Here is a 20,245-nt window from a genome sequence, read left to right as displayed (position 1 = left end):
GGAGTGGGCGGGGGTGGGACTGTGCCCCGTGGATGGCCGGGCTAAGCGTGGGTGTCCGGCTTGTCCCACGGGCGGTCGCCGATCCGTGGCCACCGCTGGCCCGCCACCCGGCCGGCCGGTCCCGCCGGCCGCTGACCCTCTTCCCGCGAGGACGGCGGACGCCCGCGCTGACCGACCGGTCAGCCGGGGGGCAGGAGGATCTCGAACCAGACGGTCGAGCCCCGTACCGTCGGGTCGGTGCCCCAGGCGTCGGAGAGCTGTTCGATCAACCCGAGGCCACGGCCCCGGCTGCTCAGCGTGTCGGTCTGGGCCCGGGTCACCGTGCCCCGGGTGCCGGAGTCGGCCACCGACACCAGCAGGCGTTCCGGGCTGAGGTCTATCTCCACCCGGGCGGCGGTACCGGCGTGCAGCAACGCGTTGGTGGTCAGCTCGCTGGTGCACAGCACCGCCGCGCCGATCACCGCCTCGGGCACCTGCCACTCGCCCAGCTGCGCCGTCATCCAGTGGCGTACCCGGCTGGGCGCGGTCGGCTCGGCGGGCATCTCCATCCCGGTGGACCGGCTCGGCTTGAGCGCGTGCTCCACCGCCAGCACCGCCACGTCGTCCTCGGTGGCGCCGGGCACCGCGCCGGTGGCGACCGCGCAGAGCGCCCGGGGGTCACCGCTGGCCGCCCCGGTCACCGCCGTGGCCAGCCCGGCCAGGCCGGTGGTGAGGCTCTGCCGTCGTCGTTCGACCACCCCGTCGCTGTAGAGCAGCAGGGTGTCGCCGGGAGCGAACGGCACGGTGGCGGTCGGGGGCCGGCAGCCCAATCCCAGGGGTGCGCCGGTCGGCAGGTCGACGAAGGTGGCGGTGGCGACGCCGCCCGGCCCGCTCCGCCGGATCAGCGGCGGGGGGTGCCCGGCGCTGGCCATGGTGATCTCACCCCGGTCGGCGTCGACCACCCCGAACACCACGGTCACGAAGAGTTCGTGGGTGCCGGTCTCGGTGCCCAGGCTCGCCACCAGCCGGTCCAGGCCGGCCAGGACCGCGTCCGGTCGCGGATCGGTCAGGGCCAGCGCCCGCAGGGCCGCGCGTACCTGCCCCATCCGGGCTGCCGCCTGCACGTCGTGCCCGGCGACGTCGCCGAGCACCACGCCCAGATCGCCGGAGGGCAGCAGGAAGGCGTCGTAGAAGTCACCACCGGCGGCGTTGCCGTCGACACCGGGGTCGTACCGGGCGGCGATGCGCAGCCGGGGCAGGGCCGGCAACTGCTCCGGGAGCATGCTGCGTTGCAGCAGTTGCGCCGTGCCGTGCTGGGTCTCGAACCGGCGGGCCCGCTCCGCCGCCTGGCCGACCAGCTCGGTCGAGGCGGCCAGCAACGCCCGTTCCGCCGCCGACCAGCCGTGCGGGGTCTGGTAGCCGACGGCCAGGCCACCCCGGATCACCGACGAGCGCAGCGGCACCGCGGCCAGCGAGCGGATCTTCTGGTCGTGCCGGTCGACCGCGATGTCCCGCAGCGGCTGGCCGTCCCCGGCGAAGAAGGGCACCCCGCTGCGGGCGCCGACCACCACCGGCGCGGTGGTGTCCGCCGGGACCGGCCGCCACAGCGGGGGCAGCCGCTCGTCGGCCTCGTCGAGCAACTCGCCCCGGATACGCCGGACCAGCCGCCAGGCGGGGCCGTCGTCGACCGCGAAGGACACCTGGTCGGCGTCGAAGGAGTGCAGCGCGTAGCGCAGCGTCACCCGGGCCACGTCGTCCAGGGTGAGGGTGCCCGACAGGGCCGCGGCGAAGTCGGACAGGCTCTGCAGCTGCTGGGTGAGTTGAGTGGTCTGGGCGGCGACGGTGAGCACGCCGACGATCCGACCGGTGCTGTCGCGCACCGGGGAGTGGCCGCGGGTGAAGACCGGGTGCTCGCCGGTGTGCTGGTGGACCGGGAGCACCGACTCCTTCTGGAGGAACGACTCCCCGTGCCGGTAGGCCCGCTCGATCACCTCACCGACGCCGGGGGTGTGCCACAGGTCGGCGTAGACCTCGGGGGCCGGCCGGCCCAACGCGCCGGGGTGCCGGTCGCCGATCACCTCCGCGTACGCCTGGTTGTAGAGGAGCACGAAGTCGTCGCCGTAGTGCAACGCCATCGGCACGGGAGAGGACAGGATCACGTCGACCAGTACGCGGACCGTCACGTCCCAAGCCTGTTGCGGGCCCAGCGCGGTGTCGGCCCACGGGTGGGCCCGTACGGCAGCCACCGCCGGTGGGACCCCGGCCGGTCCCGGTACGGGGGCTGGTGACGTCGGGACCCGCCCGACCGTGCCTGGCATGTCCGCAGCCTATCCGGAGCGGTCCCGGGGTGAACCGATCACGCCCCGCGCCGCCTGTCCGACCCCTCTGCCGGAGATGTTCGTGCAGGTCAGGGGCCTTTCTAAAGACATGTCGGGAAAATCCGTACGGATTCTGCGGCGTGCTGGTGCGGCGGACGGGTAACCGGGCGGCGCAGTCCATTGGACAGGAGGGACATCATGCCGGAAACCCTTGCGGTCAGGCAGGTCGACATCGGTAGCGCCTTGACCGACATGTGGCGGTCGGTGCTGCTCTTTGTGCCGAGGGCCATCGCGTTCATCGTCATCCTCGTGGTGGGCTGGCTCATCGCCCGCGCGGTACTCAAGATCGTGGACGCGGCGCTGGAACGGGTGGGCTTCGACCGAGCGGTCGAACGGGGCGGAATCAAACGCGCGTTGGAACGTACCAAGTACGACGCCAGTGACATCCTGGCCCGACTCGCGTACTACGCGGTGCTGCTGTTCACCCTGCAGTTCGCGTTCGGGGTGTGGGGACCCAACGCGATCAGCGACCTCATCCGAGGGGTGGTGGCCTGGCTGCCGCGGGCGTTCATCGCGATCGTCATCGTGGTCGTCGCCGCCGCGATCGCCAACGCCGTCCGGGACCTGGTCTCCGGAGCGCTCGGCGGCCTGTCGTACGGCAAGGTGCTGGCCGACCTGGTGGCCGTCTTCATCCTGGCGCTCGGGGTGATCGCCGCACTGAACCAGGTGGGCATCGCCACCACGGTCACCACGCCGGTCCTGATCGCGGTGCTCGCCACCGTGGCCGGCATCCTGATCGTGGGCGTCGGCGGTGGTCTGGTGAAGCCGATGCAGTCCCGCTGGGACGGCTGGCTCGACCGGGTGGCCGAGGAGTCGCGGGCGGTCCAGGAGCACCGGCGGGCCCGCGCGGCCGGGCAGGGCGACATGAACCGGCAGATGGCCGACCGGGGCGGCGAGCGGACGCAGGCCATGCCGCGCGTCGACGAGGCCCGGACGATGGCCGGCGGCCGGGGCACCTACCAGTCGGGTCAGCCCGGCGACGAGACCCAGCAGTTCGGTCGTCCGGGCAGCTGAGTCGGCACGTACCACCGGGAGGGTGTCCGCGCGACGCGGGCGCCCTCCCGTCGGCGCTGCGCCGGGCGCGGTCCGGGCCCGGGCTGCCCCCGGTCCGACGCTCAGGTCGGCCCGGTCGGGCGGGGCCGAAAGGGGCCGGGCCGGATCGGATCAGGCCGGGTCGAGGTACCGGGGGTCGAGGGTGCGGGCCAGGGCGCAGACCGCGAGCAGCCGGACCAGCACCCAGTCCGGCGCGGCGAAGTCGACTGCGCCGGCGGGGAGCAGGCCGTACGCGCCGGCGGTGTCGCGGACGCCCTCGGCGTAGCCGGCCAGGGCGGCCGGGGTCAGCGGCCGGCGGTCACCGTCGAGGCTGTCCCGGATCGCCGCGGCGTGCTGGTCGACCAGGGCCAGCAGGCCCGGTCGGACCCGGGCGGCGGCGAGGCCGGGAGCACCGACCGAGGCGGTGAGCAGGGCCAGGCGGGAGCGCGCCGCGCTCACGGCGGTCCCGGTCGCGACCTGGGGATACGGCACTCGCATGAGGACCGAGGTTAACCACCGGGTAACCGGGGCGGAGTCGGCCGCTCGGCCGGTACCGGCACACCCTCCGGCCCGGCCGGACTCCGCCACGCGCACCGACCCGGTCCCCGGTGAACAGAGGGGGAAGCACGCGCACCGGCGGCCTTAGCGGCAGGGGTGGGCAGCAACGGGACGACCCCGACGCGCGGGCGTCGACGGGACGGCGACCCCGGGTGGGCCGGGACCGCCGGACCCGGGCAGGCCGTCCTGCGGCGGGGCATCGTGCTGGATCGCCGGGGGCGTGGTGGCGCGGGGCGTGCCGCACGCCGGGCCGGGTGCCGGCCGCGTCCCACACCCGGTCCGGGTGTGGGACGGCAGCGGCCCGGCTCAGGGGGTGAGCGACCCGAGCAGGACGGTGCCGGCGCAGGGGAGTTGCCCGACGTTACCGACGGTCAGGAGGTACTGCCGTTGGCTGGTGCCGTCCGGGTTGATCCGCTGGACGTACCGGCTCCGGGTCACCTCCAACTGGCAGGCGGTGCCGCCGCCGGCACCCGTCGGGGACAATCCGGACAGGTAGACCGTGCTCAGCGGGTTGGCGTTGTTCCAGGTCCAGCTGGCCGAGGCGCCGACGGCCAGGGTGCCGGTCGACCAGGAGGCCGACGGACCGGCCTGGGCGAGCTGGAACTGCCCGGAGCAGGCGATCGTGCCGACGTTGCGCAGCACGAAGTAGAACTTCCGGACCCCGTCCGGCTCCTGCCGGTACCAGCTGCGGGTGATCTCCAGCTGGCAGGCGGCCGTCGCGGTCGCCCCGGTCGGCGTCAGCCCCAGCAGGTACGACACCGTCGGCGCGATCTGCTCCACCCAGCCGTAGTTGCCGGTGGCTCCGGGCGCCAACGTCCCGGTCGACCAGTCGTGGGTCGGGGTCAGCCAGGACAGCAGGACGGTGGCCCCGCAGTTGGTCGTACCGCTGTTGCGGACCACGAAGTGGAAGCGCCGCTCGCCGCTCGGCTGCCGGGAGTACCAGCTCCGGGTCACCTCGAACTCGCACGGGGTCGTGGAGTTGGCCCCGGTCGGGGAGAAGCCCACCTGGTAGACGGCGTGGAGCGGGTTGGCGTTGTTCCACACCCAGCCCTGGGTGGCACCGGCGGCGACCGGGCCGGTGGACCATGACGCCTGCTGCGCGGCGCTGCGGGTGGTGGCCCGGTCGCGGGCGTCCCGTTCCGTGCCGACCGGGGCGGCCGAGGCCGGTGTCGGGGCGAGCAGCACGGCCGCCAGCAGGCTCAGCAACCACATCCATACCGTCGGTCGTCTCGTCACGGTCGGCGCTCCTCAGCGGTCGGGTCGGCGGTGATCCGGGTGCCGGCGCGGCGATGGGCGCGCGCCGGTCCGGGTGCCGGGGTGCGGCGGTCGGCGGGTGTCGGTCGGGGGGTGCCGGGGCGCGGCGGCATGCGGACAAGGTCGCACAGGCGCGGCCGGCGCGGCGGGGCCGATATCCGACAACGCGGGAGCGTCCCGCAGCGGCCCGACGTCGCTACAGTCCAGATCCCGCCTGGAAGGAATCCCACCGATGGCATTGTCCCGAACCGGCCGCCGGTGGTGCGGCGCGCACCTCGCCGGCCTCCTCGTGGTGGCCCTCGCCGCGCCGCTGCCGTACCCCGGGGCGGCGGTCGCCGGCACCGGGCTCGGCGACGGCGACGTGCTGATCGCCCGCACCGCGCAGGACTACACCTACCGCACCTACCAGCGTCGCTGGTCGGTGGTCGCCGTCCAGCCCACCGCGACGGCCGACTGGGACCTGACCCTGCGCGACAGCGCCGGCACCACCCTGGCCACCAGCTGGTACGGCGTCGGGCGCACCGACTTCGTGGTGGTCGACTCCACGCCCGGGCACCGGCCGTTCGGCGGGTACACGGCCGTGGTGACCGCGTACACGCCCGGTCCGTACTGGGTGCAGCAGCGTACGGACACCACCACGATCACCCTGCCGCCGGTGACCCACCCCGGCACCACCGGCGCAGCCGACCCCGACCTGACCTTCTCCAGCCTGGTCGACCACGACGTGGTCACCGTCGCCGATCTCTACCTGGCGGCGGGGGAGTCGTTCTGGGCGAACACCACGACCGCCGCGTCGTCGCTGCTGCTGGCGGAGAGCGACCCGGCCGATCCGGCCACCTTCGCCCAGGGCCGGGCCACCGTGGCCGCCCGACAGCACACCCAGGTCCTCGACGGCTGCACGCTCTATACCGCCCAGCACACCGGCTGGCACGCCCTGGTCCAGCTCGGCGACCGGGCGCCGAGCACGCACGTCCCGACCCAGGGGACCGGGTACGCCCTGCACCGGGTCGACCCGGCCCGTCCGCTCAGCTGCCCGCAGCGGGAGTTTCCCGGCCCGACCCCCTGATCAGCGGTGCCGCCGGGCGGGTGTCATTCCACGGGGGTGGCGTCGGCCGGCCGACGACGGCCGGCGTCGTCGGCGATGATCACGGTGGCCACCATGAGCGCGACGCAGAGGCTGAACAGCCACGAGTCGTCGGAGGCGAACCTGGCGGCGACCGGGGCCTGGACGGCGGCGAGCAGGAAGCCGAGCCAAGCCAGGCGGCGCTGACGAGGGGTGAGGAAACCGGAACCCTGTTGCATCCCGAAAGTCTTGCGCGAGCGCCTCGGATTGCCGTCAGCCGAACGGAGGATTCTGGACGACCTGTCCGGTTTCCTGCCCGTCCGGGCGTTCCAGAGTGCCGGTTCGGGGGAGGCGACAATCACGTCGACCCGTTCTCGATGATGCGGCAGGAGACGATGCGGCAGGATGAGCCTCCGTGTCCGTCGCCCCACCCCGTCCCGCCCTGCTCCTGCTCGCCTACCTCGCCTTCGTCAGCCTCGGCCTGCCCGACGGGCTGCTCGGCGTCGGCTGGCCCTCGATCAGCGCCGAGTTCGGCGTACCCACCGCAGCGGTCGGCCTGGTGCTCACCGCCGGCACGATCGGGTACCTCACCTCCAGCGTCCTGGCCGGGTTCACCCTCGCCCGGCTCGGCGTGGGCCGGTTGCTGGCCGGCAGCACCCTGCTGGCCAGCCTGGCCCTGACCGGATACGCCACCGCGCCGGCCCTGACCGTGCTGATCTGCTGTGCGCTGGTGCTCGGCCTCGGCTCCGGGGCCATCGACTCCGGCCTCAACGCGTACGCCGCCGGCGCGTTCGGCGCGCGGCACATGAACTGGATGCACGCCTTCTTCGGCCTCGGTGTGGCGATCGGTCCCCTGGTGATGACCGCGATGCTGAGCACCGGCGCGGGCTGGCGCTGGGGGTACGCGGTCACCGCCGCCGCCCAGCTCGTGCTGGCCACCGCGTTCGCGCTCACCGTCAGCGCGTGGCGGGACCGCACGGGCGGCCCGACGTCGCCGCAGCGCGCCGCGCCCGCCGACCACACCACAGGCGCACCGCTCGACGACACCACAGGCGGGCCCGTCGGCCACGTGCCGGGCGGGCCGGTCGACGACGCGGCGGCGCGGGCCGGGGCGCCGGAGCCGGCCGCGATGCGGATCGCCGAGACCCTCCGGTTGCCCGCCGTCTGGTTCGGCGCGCTCGCCTTCGCCATCTACGTGGCCATTGAGGTGTCCGCCGGGCTCTACGCCTTCCTGCTGCTCACCGAGGGGCGGGGGCTGCCCGCCACGGTCGCCGGGCTGAGCGTCTCCGGTTACTGGGGGAGCCTCTTCGTCGGCCGGGTGGTGCAGGGCCTCGTCGCCGAGCGGCTCGGCACCGCACGGGTGCTACGGGGCAGCCTGCTGGGAATGACCGCCGGGGCGGTGCTGATCGCGCTGCCGGCCCCGGGCTGGGTGTCGGTGGCCGGCCTGGTCGTGCTCGGCTTCGCCGCCGCGCCGGTCTTCCCGCTGCTCACCCTGACCACGGCGGAGCGGGTCGGCCGGCAGCACGCGGACCGGGTGATCGGTGTGCAGATCGGTGCCGCCGGGATCGGGGCGGCCCTCATCCCGGCCGGGCTCGGGGTGCTGCTCGGCGACACGTCGGTGCGGTTGCTCGGCCCGGTGCTGACGGTGCTGGCGGTGGCGCTGCTGGTGGCGCACGCGGCAGCCGCCCGCCGCACCGCCGCACCGGCCGACTGAGGGGACCGGTGGGTCACATGGTGTCCGGGCCGGTACGTCCCGTCGTGGAGGGGCGGTAGGCGCGCTCGGTGTCGGTCATCTCCCGACGCTCGGCTTCCGGGCCGGCGCCCCGGTCCACCGGTTCGGGGCCGTGCCCGAAGGCGGCCTCCTCACCCGCGTCGTTGCCGGTCGGATCGTCGGCCTGCCCGTCGATGGTGGACCGCGCGATCGCCCGGTCCAACTCCTCCAGCGGCGTCTTCTCCTCGTCCCGCCAGACCCTGCCGTCGTTGTCCGTCATCCCTTCGCGGTACCCCGACCCGATGATCGCAAACGGCCAACTCCGGGGCGGACCGCAACACCCCCGGCACCGCTGACGGCCGCCGGGGGAGCCGGCGGCCGTCGGTGGAGCGCAGGATGCGTGCGGGGGTGTGGATCAGGGCTGCGGGCGGTCGACCGACCCGCGCCACGCGCCGGTCTCCTGACCGCGACGCTCGATGAACTGCTTGAACCGCTCCAGGTCACCCTTGGTGCGCCGGTCGACCACGCCGAGCTTGTCGCCGGCCTGCTCGACCACGCCGTGCGGCGTGAAGTCCATCTGGAGGGTCACCCGGGTGTTGCTCTCGTCGAGGCGGTGGAACGTCACCACGCCGGCCTGCTGGGTGCCGCCGGTCGACTTCCAGGCCACCCGCTCGTCGGGCAGCTGCTCGGTGATCTCGGCGTCGAACTCGCGCTTGACCCCGGCGATCTCCACCGTCCAGTGGGTCATCGTCTCCGACAACTGCCGGACCTCCTGCACCCCCTCCATGAAGTGGGGGAACTCCTCGAACTGGGTCCACTGGTCGTAGGCGGTCCGTACCGGTACGGACACGTCCACATGCTCGATAACGCCGCTCATTGGAAGTCCTCCTCTGCCCGCTGGTGGTCGTCCGGACCGTGGGCCGATCCGGTCACCAGCGTGTCGTCTCGTTTCGATGCCCGAGGGCGGCCCACACCTCGGAAACCGTCTGGTAGCGGGTGCCCTCCGGTAGCCGCTCCAGGGCGGCCACGAGGTCGTCGGGCGCCTCGTTCTCCCGGGCGTTGGCGATCAGGGCCAGTCGGTCCCCGGGCAGGGCCGTCATCGTGATGAACCGGCCCAACCGGCTGCGCGCCTCCACGTCCTGCGAGGTCATCCCCTGCGGGGTGCCGGTCCGCAGGTCGCCCGCCGGGGCCGTGGTGGCACCCGGCTGGTCCTCGCCGGCCGGCTCCGCCTCGCGGAACTCCTCGACCCGCGAGCCCCCGGTGCCCGGCCCCTGGACGAGGCCGCGGACCTCCTGGCTCATCTGGTCGTCGACCCTCGGCGCGTGCTTGCTGCTGCCACGTTCCATGTCTGGTGTGCTACCCGCGGTCGGTGCGGGGAAACGCCGGGCCGGACACGGAACCCGACCGGTCACGAGCCGGCGGTGGCCTTCGCCGGCAGCGCCGGCTCACCCGGGGCGTCCCGGCCCGCCTGCAACCTGCGCCCCCGCTGCAACTCGGCGTTGATCTGCACCCCGAACATCAGCGCCGAATTGGACAGGTACAGCCACACCAGGAAGGCGATCACCGCGCCCAGGCTGCCGTAGGTGACGTCGTACGAGCCGAAGTTGGCCACGTACAGGCCGAAGCCGAAGGAGACGACGATCCAGGACAGCAGGGCCACCGCCCCGCCCGGGGTGAGCCACCGGAACCGGGGCTGCCGGACGTTCGGCGCGATCCAGAACATCAGCGACAACAGGGCCATCACCACCATGGCGAGCACCGGCCACTTCACGACGCTCCACGTCGTCCGGGCCACTCCGCCCGCACCCACCAGGTCGCCCACCGCGTTCGTGACCGGGCCGCTGACGATCAGGCCCAGCGCCACCACCGCGAGCAACAGCAGCGACAGCGCGGCCATCCCGATCTGCAACGGGCGCAACCGGTAGAACGGCCGGCCCTCCTCGACCCCGTAGATCGCGTTGGAGGCCCGGGTGAACGCGCCGATGAACCCGGACGCCGACCACAACGCGCCCGCCAACCCGAAGCTGAGCAGCACCTTCGTGCCGCTCTGCTGGTCGACCACCGTGCGGACCACCGAGACGAAACCCTCGTTGCCGACCACCGAACCGGCCCCGATGTCGCGGGCCAGGTCCAGCACCGTGTCCACGGTCCGCTCGCCGTCCGAGACCAGACCGACCAGGGCGACCACCACGACCGTGGACGGAAACAGGGCGAGCACCCCGTAGTAGGTCAACGCCGCCGCCCAGTCGGCGCAGTTGTCCTTCACGAAACCCTGCCCGCTGCGGATCAGCACACCCCGCCAGGTGGACCAGCTCAACTGGCGCATCCGCCGGGGAAGCCGCAGCTGCGGTCCGTCATCGGCGAGCGCGGTCGGCTCCGTCGTCGCTGCCATGCTCGGCTCCTCGTCACCCGACGACCCGACGGACCCGACGTCCGGCGCGCGTCTGGGCCGGGCGGTACCCGGCGGCGGAAATCGACAAACCCGACGCCGGCGTTTGCCGGTGCGGACGCAGGGAACCGTTCAGGCAGCCGGACAGTCGACGCGGAGGAGGACGAGATGCCCGGGCGCGAGGTACTGCCCAGCACGCTGCGACGCTCCCCGGAGAAGGCGCAGCGCACCTGGGAGAAGACGCACGACTCGGCGGTGGAGACCTACGGCGAGGGGGAGCGGGCGCACCGCGCCGCCTTCGCCGCCGTCAAGCACAGCTTCGAGAAGGTCGGCGACCACTGGGAGCCCAAGGGACGTAAGGGACCCAGCGACCGGCAGGCCGAAGGCGGCGGTCCGGGCCGTCGGGCCCCCACCGCCGGCGGGGTGGACGCCAACGCCACCAAGGACCACCTGATGGAGGTGGCGCGGAAACTGGACGTGCCGGGCCGCAGCCGGATGACCAAGCCGGAACTGGTCACGGCGATCGGGAAGGCCAACGACCGGGCCACCCGGAAGGCCCGTGGCGACTGACCAGCGGGTACGCGCGACGCGGGCCGCCCCGACCGGGGCGGCCCGGCTCACCAGTGGCCGCCGGCCGGCGGTTCCAGGTGGACCGCCTTGACCGTACTGAACTCGTCCAGCAGTTCCGGGCCGTACCCGAAGCCGTGGCCGCTGCCCCGGCGTGGCTGCGCGGCGCCACCCGGCGCGCCCCCGAACACCGCGTTGACCTTGACGGTGCCCACCGGCAGCTCCCGCCAGGCCCGCTGGGCGTGGCTCATCGACCCGGTCAGCACCGTCGCGGCCAGCCCGTACGGCGAGTCGGCGGCGCAGCGCAGCGCCTCGCTGAACGAGTCCACCGTCACCACGGCCGCCACCGGCCCGAACGTCTCCTCCCGCACCAGCGTCATCTCCTGGCGGCAGTCGGTGACCACCGTCGCCGGATAGAAGGCCCCCGGCCCGTCCGGCAGCACCCCACCGGCGCGCAGCGTCGCCCCCTGCGCCACCGCCGCCGTGACCTGCCCGTGCACCTGGTCGCGGTGTCGCCGGTCGACCAGCGGGCCCAGCTCGGTGGCCGGGTCGCGCCCCGGCCCGACGACCAGCGCCCCGGCCCGCTCCACCAGCGCGTCGGCGAAGTCCTCGGCGATGTCCCGGTGCGCATAGATCCGTTCCACCGCCGTGCAGAGCTGCCCGGCGTTGGCGAACGCGCCCAGGGCCGCCTGCCCGGCCGCCCAGCCCGGGTCCACCCCGGCGTCGACCACCAGCGGGTCGCTGCCGCCGTTCTCCAACAGGGCCTTGGCCCCGCTCCGGGCGCAGGCCGCCGCGATCGCCCGGCCGGTCGCCGTGGCACCGACGTGCGCGACCACGTCCACCGGCTGGGCGGCCAGCGCCGCGCCCACCTCCGCACCCCCGGTCAGCAGGGACAGCACCCCGGCCGGGAACACCCCGTCGAGCAGCCGGGCCAGCAGCCAACCCGTCACCGGGGTGCGTTCGCTGGGCTTGAACAGCACCACGTTGCCGGTGACCAGGGCGGCGCCGAGCAGGCCGCAGGAGACCGCGACCGGGTCGTTCCACGGGGTGATCGCGGCGACCACCCCGCGCGGCTGCGGCGTCATGAAGTCGATCGCGTCGACGCCGCCGTGCAGCGTCCGACCACCCCGCAGCGGGCCCAGCTCGGCGTACTGGCGCAGGGTGCCCACGCCGGCCGCCACCCCGCCCCGGGCGTCACCCAGCGGCTTGCCCATCTCCGCCGTCGTCGCGGCGGCCAACTCCTCCGCCCCCGCGGCCACCGCGTCCGCCGCCTGGGCCAGCAGTTCGGCCCGCTGCGCCGTCGGGGTGGCCGCCCACTCGGTGGCCAGTTCCCGGGCCGCCTCGACCGCCTTGGCCACCTCGTCCACCGTCGCCACCGGCACCGTGCCGAACGGGGAGCCGTCGGCCGGATCGTGGACCGTCAACTCACCGCCCGCACCGCCCGCGCCCCATACTCCACCGATGAGCTGCTCCACCCGGTACATGCGGCGGGATGCCCGGCTCCCGGCGATGCAAACGCGTTTCGCCCGGTTGCCGGCCGGGTAGCCGGATCTGATGATCTCGACCGGCACGGACAGCGCGGACGCCGTCGTCATCGGCGCCGGCCACAACGGCCTGGTGGCCGCCAACCTGCTCGCCGACGCCGGCTGGGACGTCGTGGTGCTGGAGGCGACCGCCATGCCCGGTGGGGCGGTCCAGTCCGCTGAGGTCACCGCCCCCGGCTACCTCAGCGACCTCTACAGCTCCTTCTACCCCCTCGGGTACGCCTCCCCGGTGCTGGCCGGCCTCGACCTGCCCCGCTACGGTCTCGCCTGGACGCACGCCCCCGACGTGCTGGCCCATCTGCTGCCCGACGGACGGGCCGCGGTGATCAACCGGGACCTGGACCGCACCGCGGCCTCGCTGGAGACGTTCGCCCCCGGCGACGGGGACCGCTGGCGGCACGCGTACGCCGACTGGGCGCAGGTCTCCGGGCCGATGCTCGACGCCATCACCACCCCGTTCCCACCGGTGCGCGGCGGGCTCGGCCTGCTGCGCCAGCTACGGGTCGGCGGTGCGCTGCGGCTGGCCCGCCGGCTGGTCCTGCCGGTGCGCAAGCTCGGTGCCGAGCTGTTCACCGGCGAGGGCGGCCCGGTGCTGCTGGCCGGCTGCGCCCTGCACACCGACCTGTCCCCCGAGGAGGCCGGCTCCGGCGTGTACGGCTGGCTGCTGGCCATGCTGGGTCAGCAGGTCGGCTGGCCGGTGCCGGTCGGTGGCGCCCAGCGGATCACCGACGCGCTGGTCGCCCGGCTCACCGAGCGGGGCGGCCGGATCTCCTACCGGGCGACTGTCGACCGGGTGCTCACCGCCCGGGGTCGGGCGATGGGGGTCCGCACCGTCGGCGGGGCCACCTGGCGGGCCCGGCGGGCGGTGCTCGCCGACGTGCCCGCCCCCGCCCTCTACCTGGACCTGGTGGGCGCCGCACTGCTGCCACCCCGACTGGTGGAGGACCTGGCCCACTTCCGCTGGGACGGCTCCACCCTCAAGGTCGACTGGGCGCTGTCCGCCCCGGTGCCGTGGACCAACCCGGCGGTGGCCGACGCCGGCACCGTGCACCTGGGCGCCGACCTCGACGGGCTCACCACCTACTCCGCCGAACTGGCCCGGGGCGAGATCCCGGCGACGCCGTTCCTGCTGGTCGGGCAGATGAGCACCGCCGACCCGACGCACTCGCCGGCCGGCACCGAGTCGCTCTGGGCGTACACCCACCTGCCGTTCCGGCGGCACTGGCGGGCCGAGGACATCGCCCGGCAGGTGGACCGGATGGAGGACGTGCTGGAGGCCGCCGCCCCGGGGTTCCGCAGCCGGATCGTCGGCCGGCACGTGGCCGGGCCGGCCGAACTGGAGCAGGGCGACCCGAGCCTGGTCGGCGGGGCGTTGGGCGGTGGCACCGCGGCGGCGTACCAGCAGCTGTTCCTGCGCCCGATCCCCGGCCTGGGTCGGGCCGACACCCCGATCGACCGGCTCTACCTGGCCAGCGCGTCGGCGCACCCCGGCGGCGGGGTGCACGGCGCGCCCGGCGCCAACGCCGCCCGGGCGGCGCTGGCCCGCGACCGGGCCGTCACCGGTGGCCTCTACGCCGGGGTGATCGACGCCGCGCACCGGACGCTCTACCGGGACGACCGCTGAGCCGGCCGGCCGGGGCGTTCACCGGTGACGACCCCGCCGGCCCGGGGCGGGTCGCGCCGGGCCGACGTCGCGGGTGTCAGGAGTCCAGGTTGCGGTGCCGGGTACGCAGCTTGAACGGCATCAGCGCGCTCTCCACCTTGGTCGCGGTGGTCATCTTGGACAAGCCGTCGCGGCGCTCCTCGAACCGGATCGGCACCTCCAGGATGGTGTGCCCCAGCTTGGTGGCCAGGTAGTGCATCTCCACCTGGAAGCTGTAGCCGTTCGACTGCACCCGGTGCAGGCCGATGTCGTGCAGCGCGTCGGCCCGCCAGATCTTGAAACCGGCGGTCAGGTCGCGGATGCGCACCCGCAGCAGGGTGTGCACGTACAGGTTGGCCCAGCCGCTGAGCGCGCGACGGTAGAGCGGCCACGCCTCGTCGAGCTGGCCGCCGGGGACGTACCGGGAGCCGATCACCACGCCGGCCTGGGTGGAGAGCAGCGCCCCCAGCATCCCGGGCAGCGCCTCCGGCGGGTGCGACAGGTCGGCGTCCATCTGCGCCACGTACTCCGCGCCGCCGTCCAGGGCCCGGCCGATGCCGTCCACGTACGCCCGGCCCAGGCCCTCCTTGCCGGCGCGGTGCACCACCTGCACCTTGTCCGGGTGCTCGATGGCCAGCTTGTCGGCCACCTCACCGGTGCCGTCCGGCGAGTTGTCGTCGGCGACGAGCACCTTCAATCCCGGCAGCGGCAGGGCCAGCAGCCGGTCGACCAACACCGGGAGGTTGCCCGCCTCGTTGTAGGTGGGGACCACGACGGTCAGGCGTGCGTCCCGCCACGGTGACGGCAGCTCCACGGGTTCGATCATGTCGGACATCCTCAGTCGGCGGACGGCATTCCCCCACAGGGTAGCCAAGAGTCGGCCGGGACCCCGCCTAGGCTCCCCGCGACCGTCCCGTCACCGATCGGCGCGCTCGTCGGCCTTCTGCCGGACGGCGATGTCGGAGAGCCGGCGCAGGGTCTCCTTGTTGCGCTGGTACAGCACCAGATCGTTGAGCTTGGTGCGGAACCAGCGCAGTGGGCCGGCGGCGAAGTCCTCGCCGATGCGCACCCGGGTCGCGCCGTCACCCTCCGGAGTCAGGGTGAAGACCACGACCGCCTCTCCGGCCGGCCACAGCCCGGCCCGCAGCATCAGCCGGTGGGGCGGCTCGCAGACCAGCACCGTCGAGGCGTCCTCCAGTGAGAACGGCCACGGCCCGGCCCGGTGGTGCAGTTGGGTGCCCACCCGGGGCCACTGCGCGTCGACGTCCCGCACGTGCACCGTGCCGACCACCCAGTCGCTGTACGTCCAACCGTCGGCCAGCACGTCGAAGACCTGCTGCGGGGGTGCATCGATCACTCTCTCCACAATCGCCACCGCTGCCCTGTACCCGGGCCGCCCGGGCCTAACCCGTCGCGTTAGCTTCTCCGGGTCGGGGGGTAAGGGCACGGGTGAGCCGTCGTACCGCCCGGTAGGGTCAGGTTTACTCCCCTGGGCCTCGGGAACCCGCCGCCCGTGCGACGGGACGCGGAGCCTTATCAGTGCAGGTCAGGCCGGGTTGACCCGGTCACTGGCCGGGGTCGTCCCGCGCTGTACGACGCGGTGCTGCTCGACCGCGACGGCACCCTGATCGAGGACGTCCCCTACAACGGCGACCCGGACAAGGTCCGGCCGGTGCCGGGGGCCCGGGCGGCACTGGACCGGCTGCGTGCGGCGGGTCTGCGCCTCGGGGTGGTCACCAACCAGTCGGGGCTGGCCCGGGGGCTGTTCTCCACGGCCCAGCTGCGCGCCGTCAACGCCCGGGTCGAGGAGCTGCTCGGCCCCTTCGACACCTGGCAGTACTGCCCGCACGACGAGCGGGCCGGCTGCGGCTGCCGTAAACCCGCCCCCGGCATGGTGCACGCCGCCGCGCGGGCGCTCGGCACCACCGCGGACCGCTGCGTGCTGGTCGGGGACATCGACGCCGACCAGGCCGCCGCCGCCGCGGCCGGCGCCGCCGCGATCCTGGTGCCCACCCCCACCACCCGGGCCGCCGAGGTGGCCGCCGCCGGACACGTCGCCGCCGACCTGCCCGCCGCCGTGGACCTGATCCTGCGCCGCGCCGCCCTGGTCGCCGGTCCGCCGCCGCGCCGGACCGGCACCGTGCTGGTGGTCCGCAGCGACTCCGCCGGGGACGTCCTGGTCACCGGCCCGGCCATCCGCGCCGTCGCCGGGTACGCCGGGCGCGTCGTGCTGCTCTGCGGTCCCCGGGGCCGGGACGCCGCCGCCCTGCTGCCCGGCGTCGACGAGATCATCGAGTGGCCGCTGCCCTGGATCGACGGCGCACCCGCCCCGGTCGACCCGCAGGACATCGACCGGCTCACCACCCGGCTGCGCGCCGTCCGCGCCGACGAGGCGGTCGTCTTCACCTCCTTCCACCAGTCGCCCCTGCCGCTGGCCCTGCTGCTGCGGATGGCCGGTGTGCCGAGGGTCAGCGCGATCAGCGACGACTACCCCGGCTCCCTGCTCGACGTCCGGCACCGGGTCCCCGACGGGCTGCCCGAGCCGGAACGGGCGTTGTCGTTGGCCGTCGCCGCCGGCTTCGCCCTGCCCGACGGCGACGACCTGCGGCTGCGGGTGCGCACCGACCGGCTGCCGGCCACTCCGGCCGGGCTCGGCGGCCCCGGCTATCTGGTGCTGCACCCCGGTTCGGCGGTGCCGAGCCGGGCCGTGCCACCCGAGTTGGCCGCCCGGATCGTCCGGGTGCTCACCGCCGCCGGCCATCGGGTGGCGGTCACCGGTGGACCCGACGAGGCCGCGCTGACCGCCCGGGTGGCCGGCGCCACCGGCATCGACCTGGGTGGCCGGACCGGGCTGGCCGACCTGGCGGGGGTGCTCGCCGGGGCCGGCGCGCTGGTGGTCGGCAACACCGGCCCCGCCCACCTGGCCGCCGCGCTGGGGGTGCCGGTGGTCAGCCTGTTCGCCCCGACCGTCCGGTACGGACAGTGGGGCCCGTACCGGGTGCCGACGGTCCGGCTGGGCGACGCCGCCGCCCCCTGCCGGGACACCCGGGCCACGGTCTGCCCGGTGCCCGGACACCCCTGCCTGGCCGCCGTCGAACCGGGCCGGGTCCTCGACGCGGTACGCCTGCTGGGCGTCCCCGCCGACGCACCGCCCGGCTCTGCGTCGGCTGATTCGTCACCGGCCGGTTCACCGCCGGGCGGGGTGGCGGCGTTGACCGTCTGGTGGGGGAGGGGCCGATGAACATCCTGCTCTGGCACGTGCACGGCTCGTGGACCACGTCCTTCGTACACGGCAAGCACCGTTACCTGGTCCCGGTCACTCCCGACCGGGGCCCGTACGGGCTGGGTCGGGCCCGCACCTACCCGTGGCCGGACACCGCCGTCGAGGTGACCCCGCAGCAGTTGCGCCGGGAGGACGTCGACGTGGTGCTGCTGCAACGCCCCGAGGAGTTCGACCTGGCCAGGGAGTGGCTCGGCCGGGCGGTGCCGGTGATCTACGTCGAGCACAACACCCCGAAGGGCGACGTGCCGAACACCCGGCACCCGATGGCCGACCGGGACGACCTGCTGCTCACCCACGTCACCCACTTCAACGAGCTGTTCTGGGACAACGGGACCACCCGCACCGCCGTCGTCGAGCACGGTGTGGTGCCGCCCGCCGTGACCTGGACCGGTGAGCTGGACCGGCTCGCCGTGGTGATCAACGAGCCGGTACGCCGCGGCCGGGTCACCGGCACCGACCTGCTGGCCCGGTTCGCCGAGATCGCCCCGCTGGACGTCTTCGGGATGCAGGTGGCCGGGCTCGCCGACCACCTGGGCCTGCCGGCCGACCGGGTGACCAGCCACGACGACGTCCCGCAGCACCGGATGCACGCCGAGCTGGCCCGGCGGCGGGCCTACCTGCACCTGTGCCGGTGGACCTCGCTGGGGCTGAGCCTCATCGAGGCGATGACCATCGGCATGCCCGTGGTCGCGCTGGCCACCACCGAGGCCGTGCAGGCGGTGCCACCCGGGGCGGGGGCGCTCGCCACCCGGGTCGACACCCTGCTGGCCGCCGCCGCCCGGTTCGTCGCCGACCCCACCGAGGCCCGCCGGGCGGGTGCCGAGGCACGTACCGCCGCCCTGGGCCGTTACGGCCTCGACCGTTTCCTCGCCGACTGGGACCGCCTGCTGGAGGAGGAAGTATGCGCATCGCGATGATCTCCGAGCACGCCAGCCCGCTCGCCGTGCTGGGCGGTGAGGACGCCGGTGGGCAGAACACCCATGTCGCGGAACTCTCCGCCGCGCTGGTGGCGGCCGGCCACGACGTCCGGGTCTACACCCGGCGCGACGCCGTCGACCTGCCCGTCACCGCCCGGGCCCCGGACGGGTACGAGGTGGTGCACGTCCCCGCCGGGCCGGCCGAGCCGGTGGCCAAGGACGCCCTGCTGCCGCACATGAGGGAATTCAGCCACTGGCTCACCGCCCGGTGGCGGGGCGGGGACTGGGTGCCCGAGGTGGTGCACGCGCACTTCTGGATGAGTGGGCTGGCCGCGCTGACCGCCGGCCGGCAGACCGGGGTGCCGGTGGTGCAGACGTACCACGCGTTGGGCACCGTCAAGAAGCGTTACCAGGGGGTGCAGGACACCAGCCCGGCCCGGCGGATCGGCTACGAACGGGAACTGGGCCGCGCCGTCGACCGGGTGGTCGCCCAGTGCCGTGACGAGGTGGGGGAGCTGGTCCGGCTCGGCGTTCCCCGGTCCCGGATGACCGTCGTGCCGTCCGGGGTGAACCTGGACACCTTCGCCCCGCTCGGCCCGGCCGTCGAGCGGGAACCCGACCGGCCCCGGGTGCTCACCGTCGGCCGGCTGGTGGAGCGCAAGGGCTTCCAGACGGTGATCCGGGCGATGGCGCTGGTCCCCGATGCCGAGTGCGTGGTGGTCGGCGGCCCGCCCGCCGGGTTGCTGGAGACCGACCCGTACGCCCGGCGGTTGCGGGCGCTCGCCGGCACCTGCGGGGTCGCCGACCGGGTCCGGCTGGTCGGGGCGGTGCCCCGGGAGGAGATGGGCCGCTGGTACCGGTCGGCCGACGTGCTCGTCGCCGCCCCCTGGTACGAGCCGTTCGGGCTGACCCCGCTGGAGGCGATGGCCTGCGGCGTACCCGTCGTCGGCACCGCGGTCGGCGGCATCCGGGACACCGTGGTCGACGGAGTGACCGGCGATCTGGTGCCGGCCCGTGACCCGCAGGCCCTGGCCGCCGCGCTGGGCAGCCTGCTCGGTGACCGGATCCGCCGCTTCGGCTATGCCACCGCCGCGTTGCAGCGGGCCCGCCGCAGCTACTCCTGGGCGACCGCCGCCGACCGGCTGGCCGAGGTGTACGCCGAGGTGGCCGCCGTCCACCGGCCGAGCCGGGTGGTCGCCTGATGACGACGTCGACCCGGGCGGCGCATGCCGGCCTGCTGGACGCGCACCTCAACCTGCTGGCCGAGGCGCTGCTGCCGTACCGCGCGGCGGAGCCGTTGCTGGCCCGGTGGGGCACCGAGCTGGCCGGCATCCTGGTCGGCGGCGGGCGGTTGCTGGTCGCCGGCAACGGGGGCAGCGCCGCCGAGGCCCAGCACCTCACCGCCGAGCTGGTCGGCCGGCTGCGCGACGACCGTCAGCCGCTGTCGGCGATCGCCCTGCACGCCGAGACCTCGGCGTTGACCGCGATCGGCAACGACTACGGCTACGACGAGGTCTTCGCCCGCCAGGTGCGGGCCCACGGCCGGCCGGGTGACGTCCTGCTGCTGATGTCCACCAGCGGGGCCAGCGGCAACCTGCTCGCCGCCGTCGACGCCGCCCGGGAGACCGGGCTGCGCTGCTGGGCGTTCACCGGCCCCGCGCCGAATCCGCTCGCCGGGGCCTGCCACGAGGCGCTCACCGTCGCCTCCCCGGACAGCCAGGTGGTGCAGGAGCTGCACCTGGTCTCCACCCACGTGCTCTGCGAGTACGTCGATCGGGCGCTGCCCACCGCGCTGGCCGCGCTGGCCGGGCAGACGGCCGCCGTCACCGCCACCCGCAGCGCCGCCCCACCGGTCGACGTCCCCGACCTGTCGGCCGGGCCGGCGGACGGTCCGGCGGTGGACGACCTGCCTGATCCGCCGGTGGACG

The 20,245-nt window shown here is 74.6% G+C and carries 19 protein-coding genes and 1 pseudogene; 9 read left to right on the top strand and 11 right to left on the bottom strand.

The genetic code is table 11. The features are described 5' to 3' along the window. Positions 1-179: 179 nt before the first annotated feature. Entirely contained in the window at positions 180-2,297 is a 2,118-nt protein-coding gene (locus GA0070216_RS16220; RefSeq protein WP_091246527.1) for an ATP-binding SpoIIE family protein phosphatase, read from the bottom strand. Between the two features lie 198 nt (positions 2,298-2,495). On the opposite strand from GA0070216_RS16220, the gene GA0070216_RS16215 reads away from it, so the two are divergent. After that, complete coding sequence (locus GA0070216_RS16215; RefSeq protein ID WP_091246525.1) at positions 2,496-3,371, top strand: mechanosensitive ion channel family protein; 876 nt, start codon at positions 2,496-2,498, stop codon at positions 3,369-3,371. Positions 3,372-3,521: 150 nt separating this feature from the next. Here GA0070216_RS16215 and GA0070216_RS16210 read toward each other — a convergent pair whose 3' ends face one another. Further along, positions 3,522-3,887 carry a DUF6401 family natural product biosynthesis protein gene (locus GA0070216_RS16210; protein ID WP_091246523.1) on the bottom strand — a complete coding sequence of 122 codons (366 nt, stop codon included), beginning with the start codon at positions 3,885-3,887 and terminating at the stop codon, positions 3,522-3,524. Between the two features lie 366 nt (positions 3,888-4,253). Next, positions 4,254-5,183, bottom strand: coding sequence for a hypothetical protein (locus GA0070216_RS16205; protein WP_141723107.1), 930 nt, complete (start codon positions 5,181-5,183; stop codon positions 4,254-4,256). A 250-nt stretch (positions 5,184-5,433) separates the two neighbouring features. Between GA0070216_RS16205 and GA0070216_RS16200 the strand changes: the two genes are divergently transcribed. After that, positions 5,434-6,267 carry a hypothetical protein gene (locus tag GA0070216_RS16200; RefSeq protein ID WP_091246518.1) on the top strand — a complete coding sequence of 278 codons (834 nt, stop codon included), beginning with the start codon at positions 5,434-5,436 and terminating at the stop codon, positions 6,265-6,267. Positions 6,268-6,290: 23 nt separating this feature from the next. Here GA0070216_RS16200 and GA0070216_RS16195 read toward each other — a convergent pair whose 3' ends face one another. Beyond that, positions 6,291-6,503 carry a hypothetical protein gene (locus tag GA0070216_RS16195; protein WP_091246516.1) on the bottom strand — a complete coding sequence of 71 codons (213 nt, stop codon included), beginning with the start codon at positions 6,501-6,503 and terminating at the stop codon, positions 6,291-6,293. Between the two features lie 176 nt (positions 6,504-6,679). On the opposite strand from GA0070216_RS16195, the gene GA0070216_RS16190 reads away from it, so the two are divergent. Further along, positions 6,680-7,978: an MFS transporter gene (locus GA0070216_RS16190; protein WP_218108215.1), complete on the top strand. Its 1,299-nt coding sequence runs from the start codon at positions 6,680-6,682 to the stop codon at positions 7,976-7,978. A 13-nt stretch (positions 7,979-7,991) separates the two neighbouring features. Here GA0070216_RS16190 and GA0070216_RS16185 read toward each other — a convergent pair whose 3' ends face one another. From GA0070216_RS16185 to GA0070216_RS16170, 4 genes are all read right to left on the bottom strand, one after another. Continuing rightward, positions 7,992-8,255 (bottom strand): hypothetical protein, encoded by a 264-nt coding sequence (locus GA0070216_RS16185; RefSeq protein ID WP_091246513.1) that lies wholly within the window; start codon positions 8,253-8,255, stop codon positions 7,992-7,994. A gap of 135 nt (positions 8,256-8,390) precedes the next feature. Continuing rightward, the gene (locus tag GA0070216_RS16180; RefSeq protein WP_091246510.1) at positions 8,391-8,852 is read right to left on the bottom strand and encodes an SRPBCC family protein; all 462 of its coding nucleotides are present in this window, start codon (positions 8,850-8,852) and stop codon (positions 8,391-8,393) included. Positions 8,853-8,904: 52 nt separating this feature from the next. Next, positions 8,905-9,321 (bottom strand): DUF2795 domain-containing protein, encoded by a 417-nt coding sequence (locus tag GA0070216_RS16175; RefSeq protein ID WP_091246507.1) that lies wholly within the window; start codon positions 9,319-9,321, stop codon positions 8,905-8,907. A gap of 62 nt (positions 9,322-9,383) precedes the next feature. Further along, positions 9,384-10,367, bottom strand: a complete 984-nt coding sequence (locus GA0070216_RS16170) for a YihY/virulence factor BrkB family protein (RefSeq protein ID WP_091246504.1) — start codon at positions 10,365-10,367, stop codon at positions 9,384-9,386. Between the two features lie 165 nt (positions 10,368-10,532). Here GA0070216_RS16170 and GA0070216_RS16165 point away from each other — a divergent pair, with 165 nt between their 5' ends. Next, on the top strand, positions 10,533-10,934 hold the full coding sequence (locus GA0070216_RS16165) for a ChaB family protein (protein ID WP_091246502.1): 402 nt from the start codon (positions 10,533-10,535) through the stop codon (positions 10,932-10,934). A 47-nt stretch (positions 10,935-10,981) separates the two neighbouring features. Here GA0070216_RS16165 and GA0070216_RS16160 read toward each other — a convergent pair whose 3' ends face one another. Further along, entirely contained in the window at positions 10,982-12,415 is a 1,434-nt protein-coding gene (locus tag GA0070216_RS16160; protein ID WP_091246860.1) for an aldehyde dehydrogenase family protein, read from the bottom strand. A 70-nt stretch (positions 12,416-12,485) separates the two neighbouring features. On the opposite strand from GA0070216_RS16160, the gene GA0070216_RS16155 reads away from it, so the two are divergent. After that, positions 12,486-14,099 (top strand): phytoene desaturase family protein, encoded by a 1,614-nt coding sequence (locus GA0070216_RS16155; protein ID WP_091246500.1) that lies wholly within the window; start codon positions 12,486-12,488, stop codon positions 14,097-14,099. Positions 14,100-14,175: 76 nt separating this feature from the next. Here GA0070216_RS16155 and GA0070216_RS16150 read toward each other — a convergent pair whose 3' ends face one another. Together GA0070216_RS16150 and GA0070216_RS16145 are read right to left on the bottom strand one after the other, a co-directional pair. Next, positions 14,176-14,943, bottom strand: a complete 768-nt coding sequence (locus tag GA0070216_RS16150) for a polyprenol monophosphomannose synthase (protein ID WP_091246498.1) — start codon at positions 14,941-14,943, stop codon at positions 14,176-14,178. Positions 14,944-15,033: 90 nt separating this feature from the next. Then, on the bottom strand, positions 15,034-15,474 hold the full coding sequence (locus GA0070216_RS16145) for an SRPBCC family protein (protein ID WP_342670742.1): 441 nt from the start codon (positions 15,472-15,474) through the stop codon (positions 15,034-15,036). Positions 15,475-15,630: 156 nt separating this feature from the next. On the opposite strand from GA0070216_RS16145, the gene GA0070216_RS16140 reads away from it, so the two are divergent. The 4 genes and pseudogenes from GA0070216_RS16140 to GA0070216_RS16125 all read left to right on the top strand — a co-directional run. Beyond that, on the top strand, positions 15,631-17,358 hold the full coding sequence (locus GA0070216_RS16140; protein WP_091246494.1) for an HAD-IIIA family hydrolase: 1,728 nt from the start codon (positions 15,631-15,633) through the stop codon (positions 17,356-17,358). After that, on the top strand, positions 17,355-18,317 hold the full coding sequence (locus tag GA0070216_RS16135) for a glycosyltransferase (protein WP_091246858.1): 963 nt from the start codon (positions 17,355-17,357) through the stop codon (positions 18,315-18,317). Before GA0070216_RS16140 ends, GA0070216_RS16135 begins: the two co-directional genes overlap by 4 nt. Further along, positions 18,302-19,519 (top strand): glycosyltransferase, encoded by a 1,218-nt coding sequence (locus GA0070216_RS16130; protein ID WP_091246491.1) that lies wholly within the window; start codon positions 18,302-18,304, stop codon positions 19,517-19,519. Before GA0070216_RS16135 ends, GA0070216_RS16130 begins: the two co-directional genes overlap by 16 nt. Beyond that, a pseudogene (locus GA0070216_RS16125) lies at positions 19,519-20,214 on the top strand (D-sedoheptulose-7-phosphate isomerase); the annotation flags it as partial. The gene GA0070216_RS16130 and the pseudogene GA0070216_RS16125, both read left to right, overlap by 1 nt. Between the last annotated feature and the right edge of the window lie 31 nt (positions 20,215-20,245).

The organism is Micromonospora matsumotoense (genome assembly GCF_900091525.1).
GTDB lineage: Bacteria > Actinomycetota > Actinomycetes > Mycobacteriales > Micromonosporaceae > Micromonospora > Micromonospora matsumotoensis.
The sequence above is the reverse complement of the archived record's forward strand: the minus strand, read 5'-3'. Positions and strand labels throughout refer to the sequence as shown.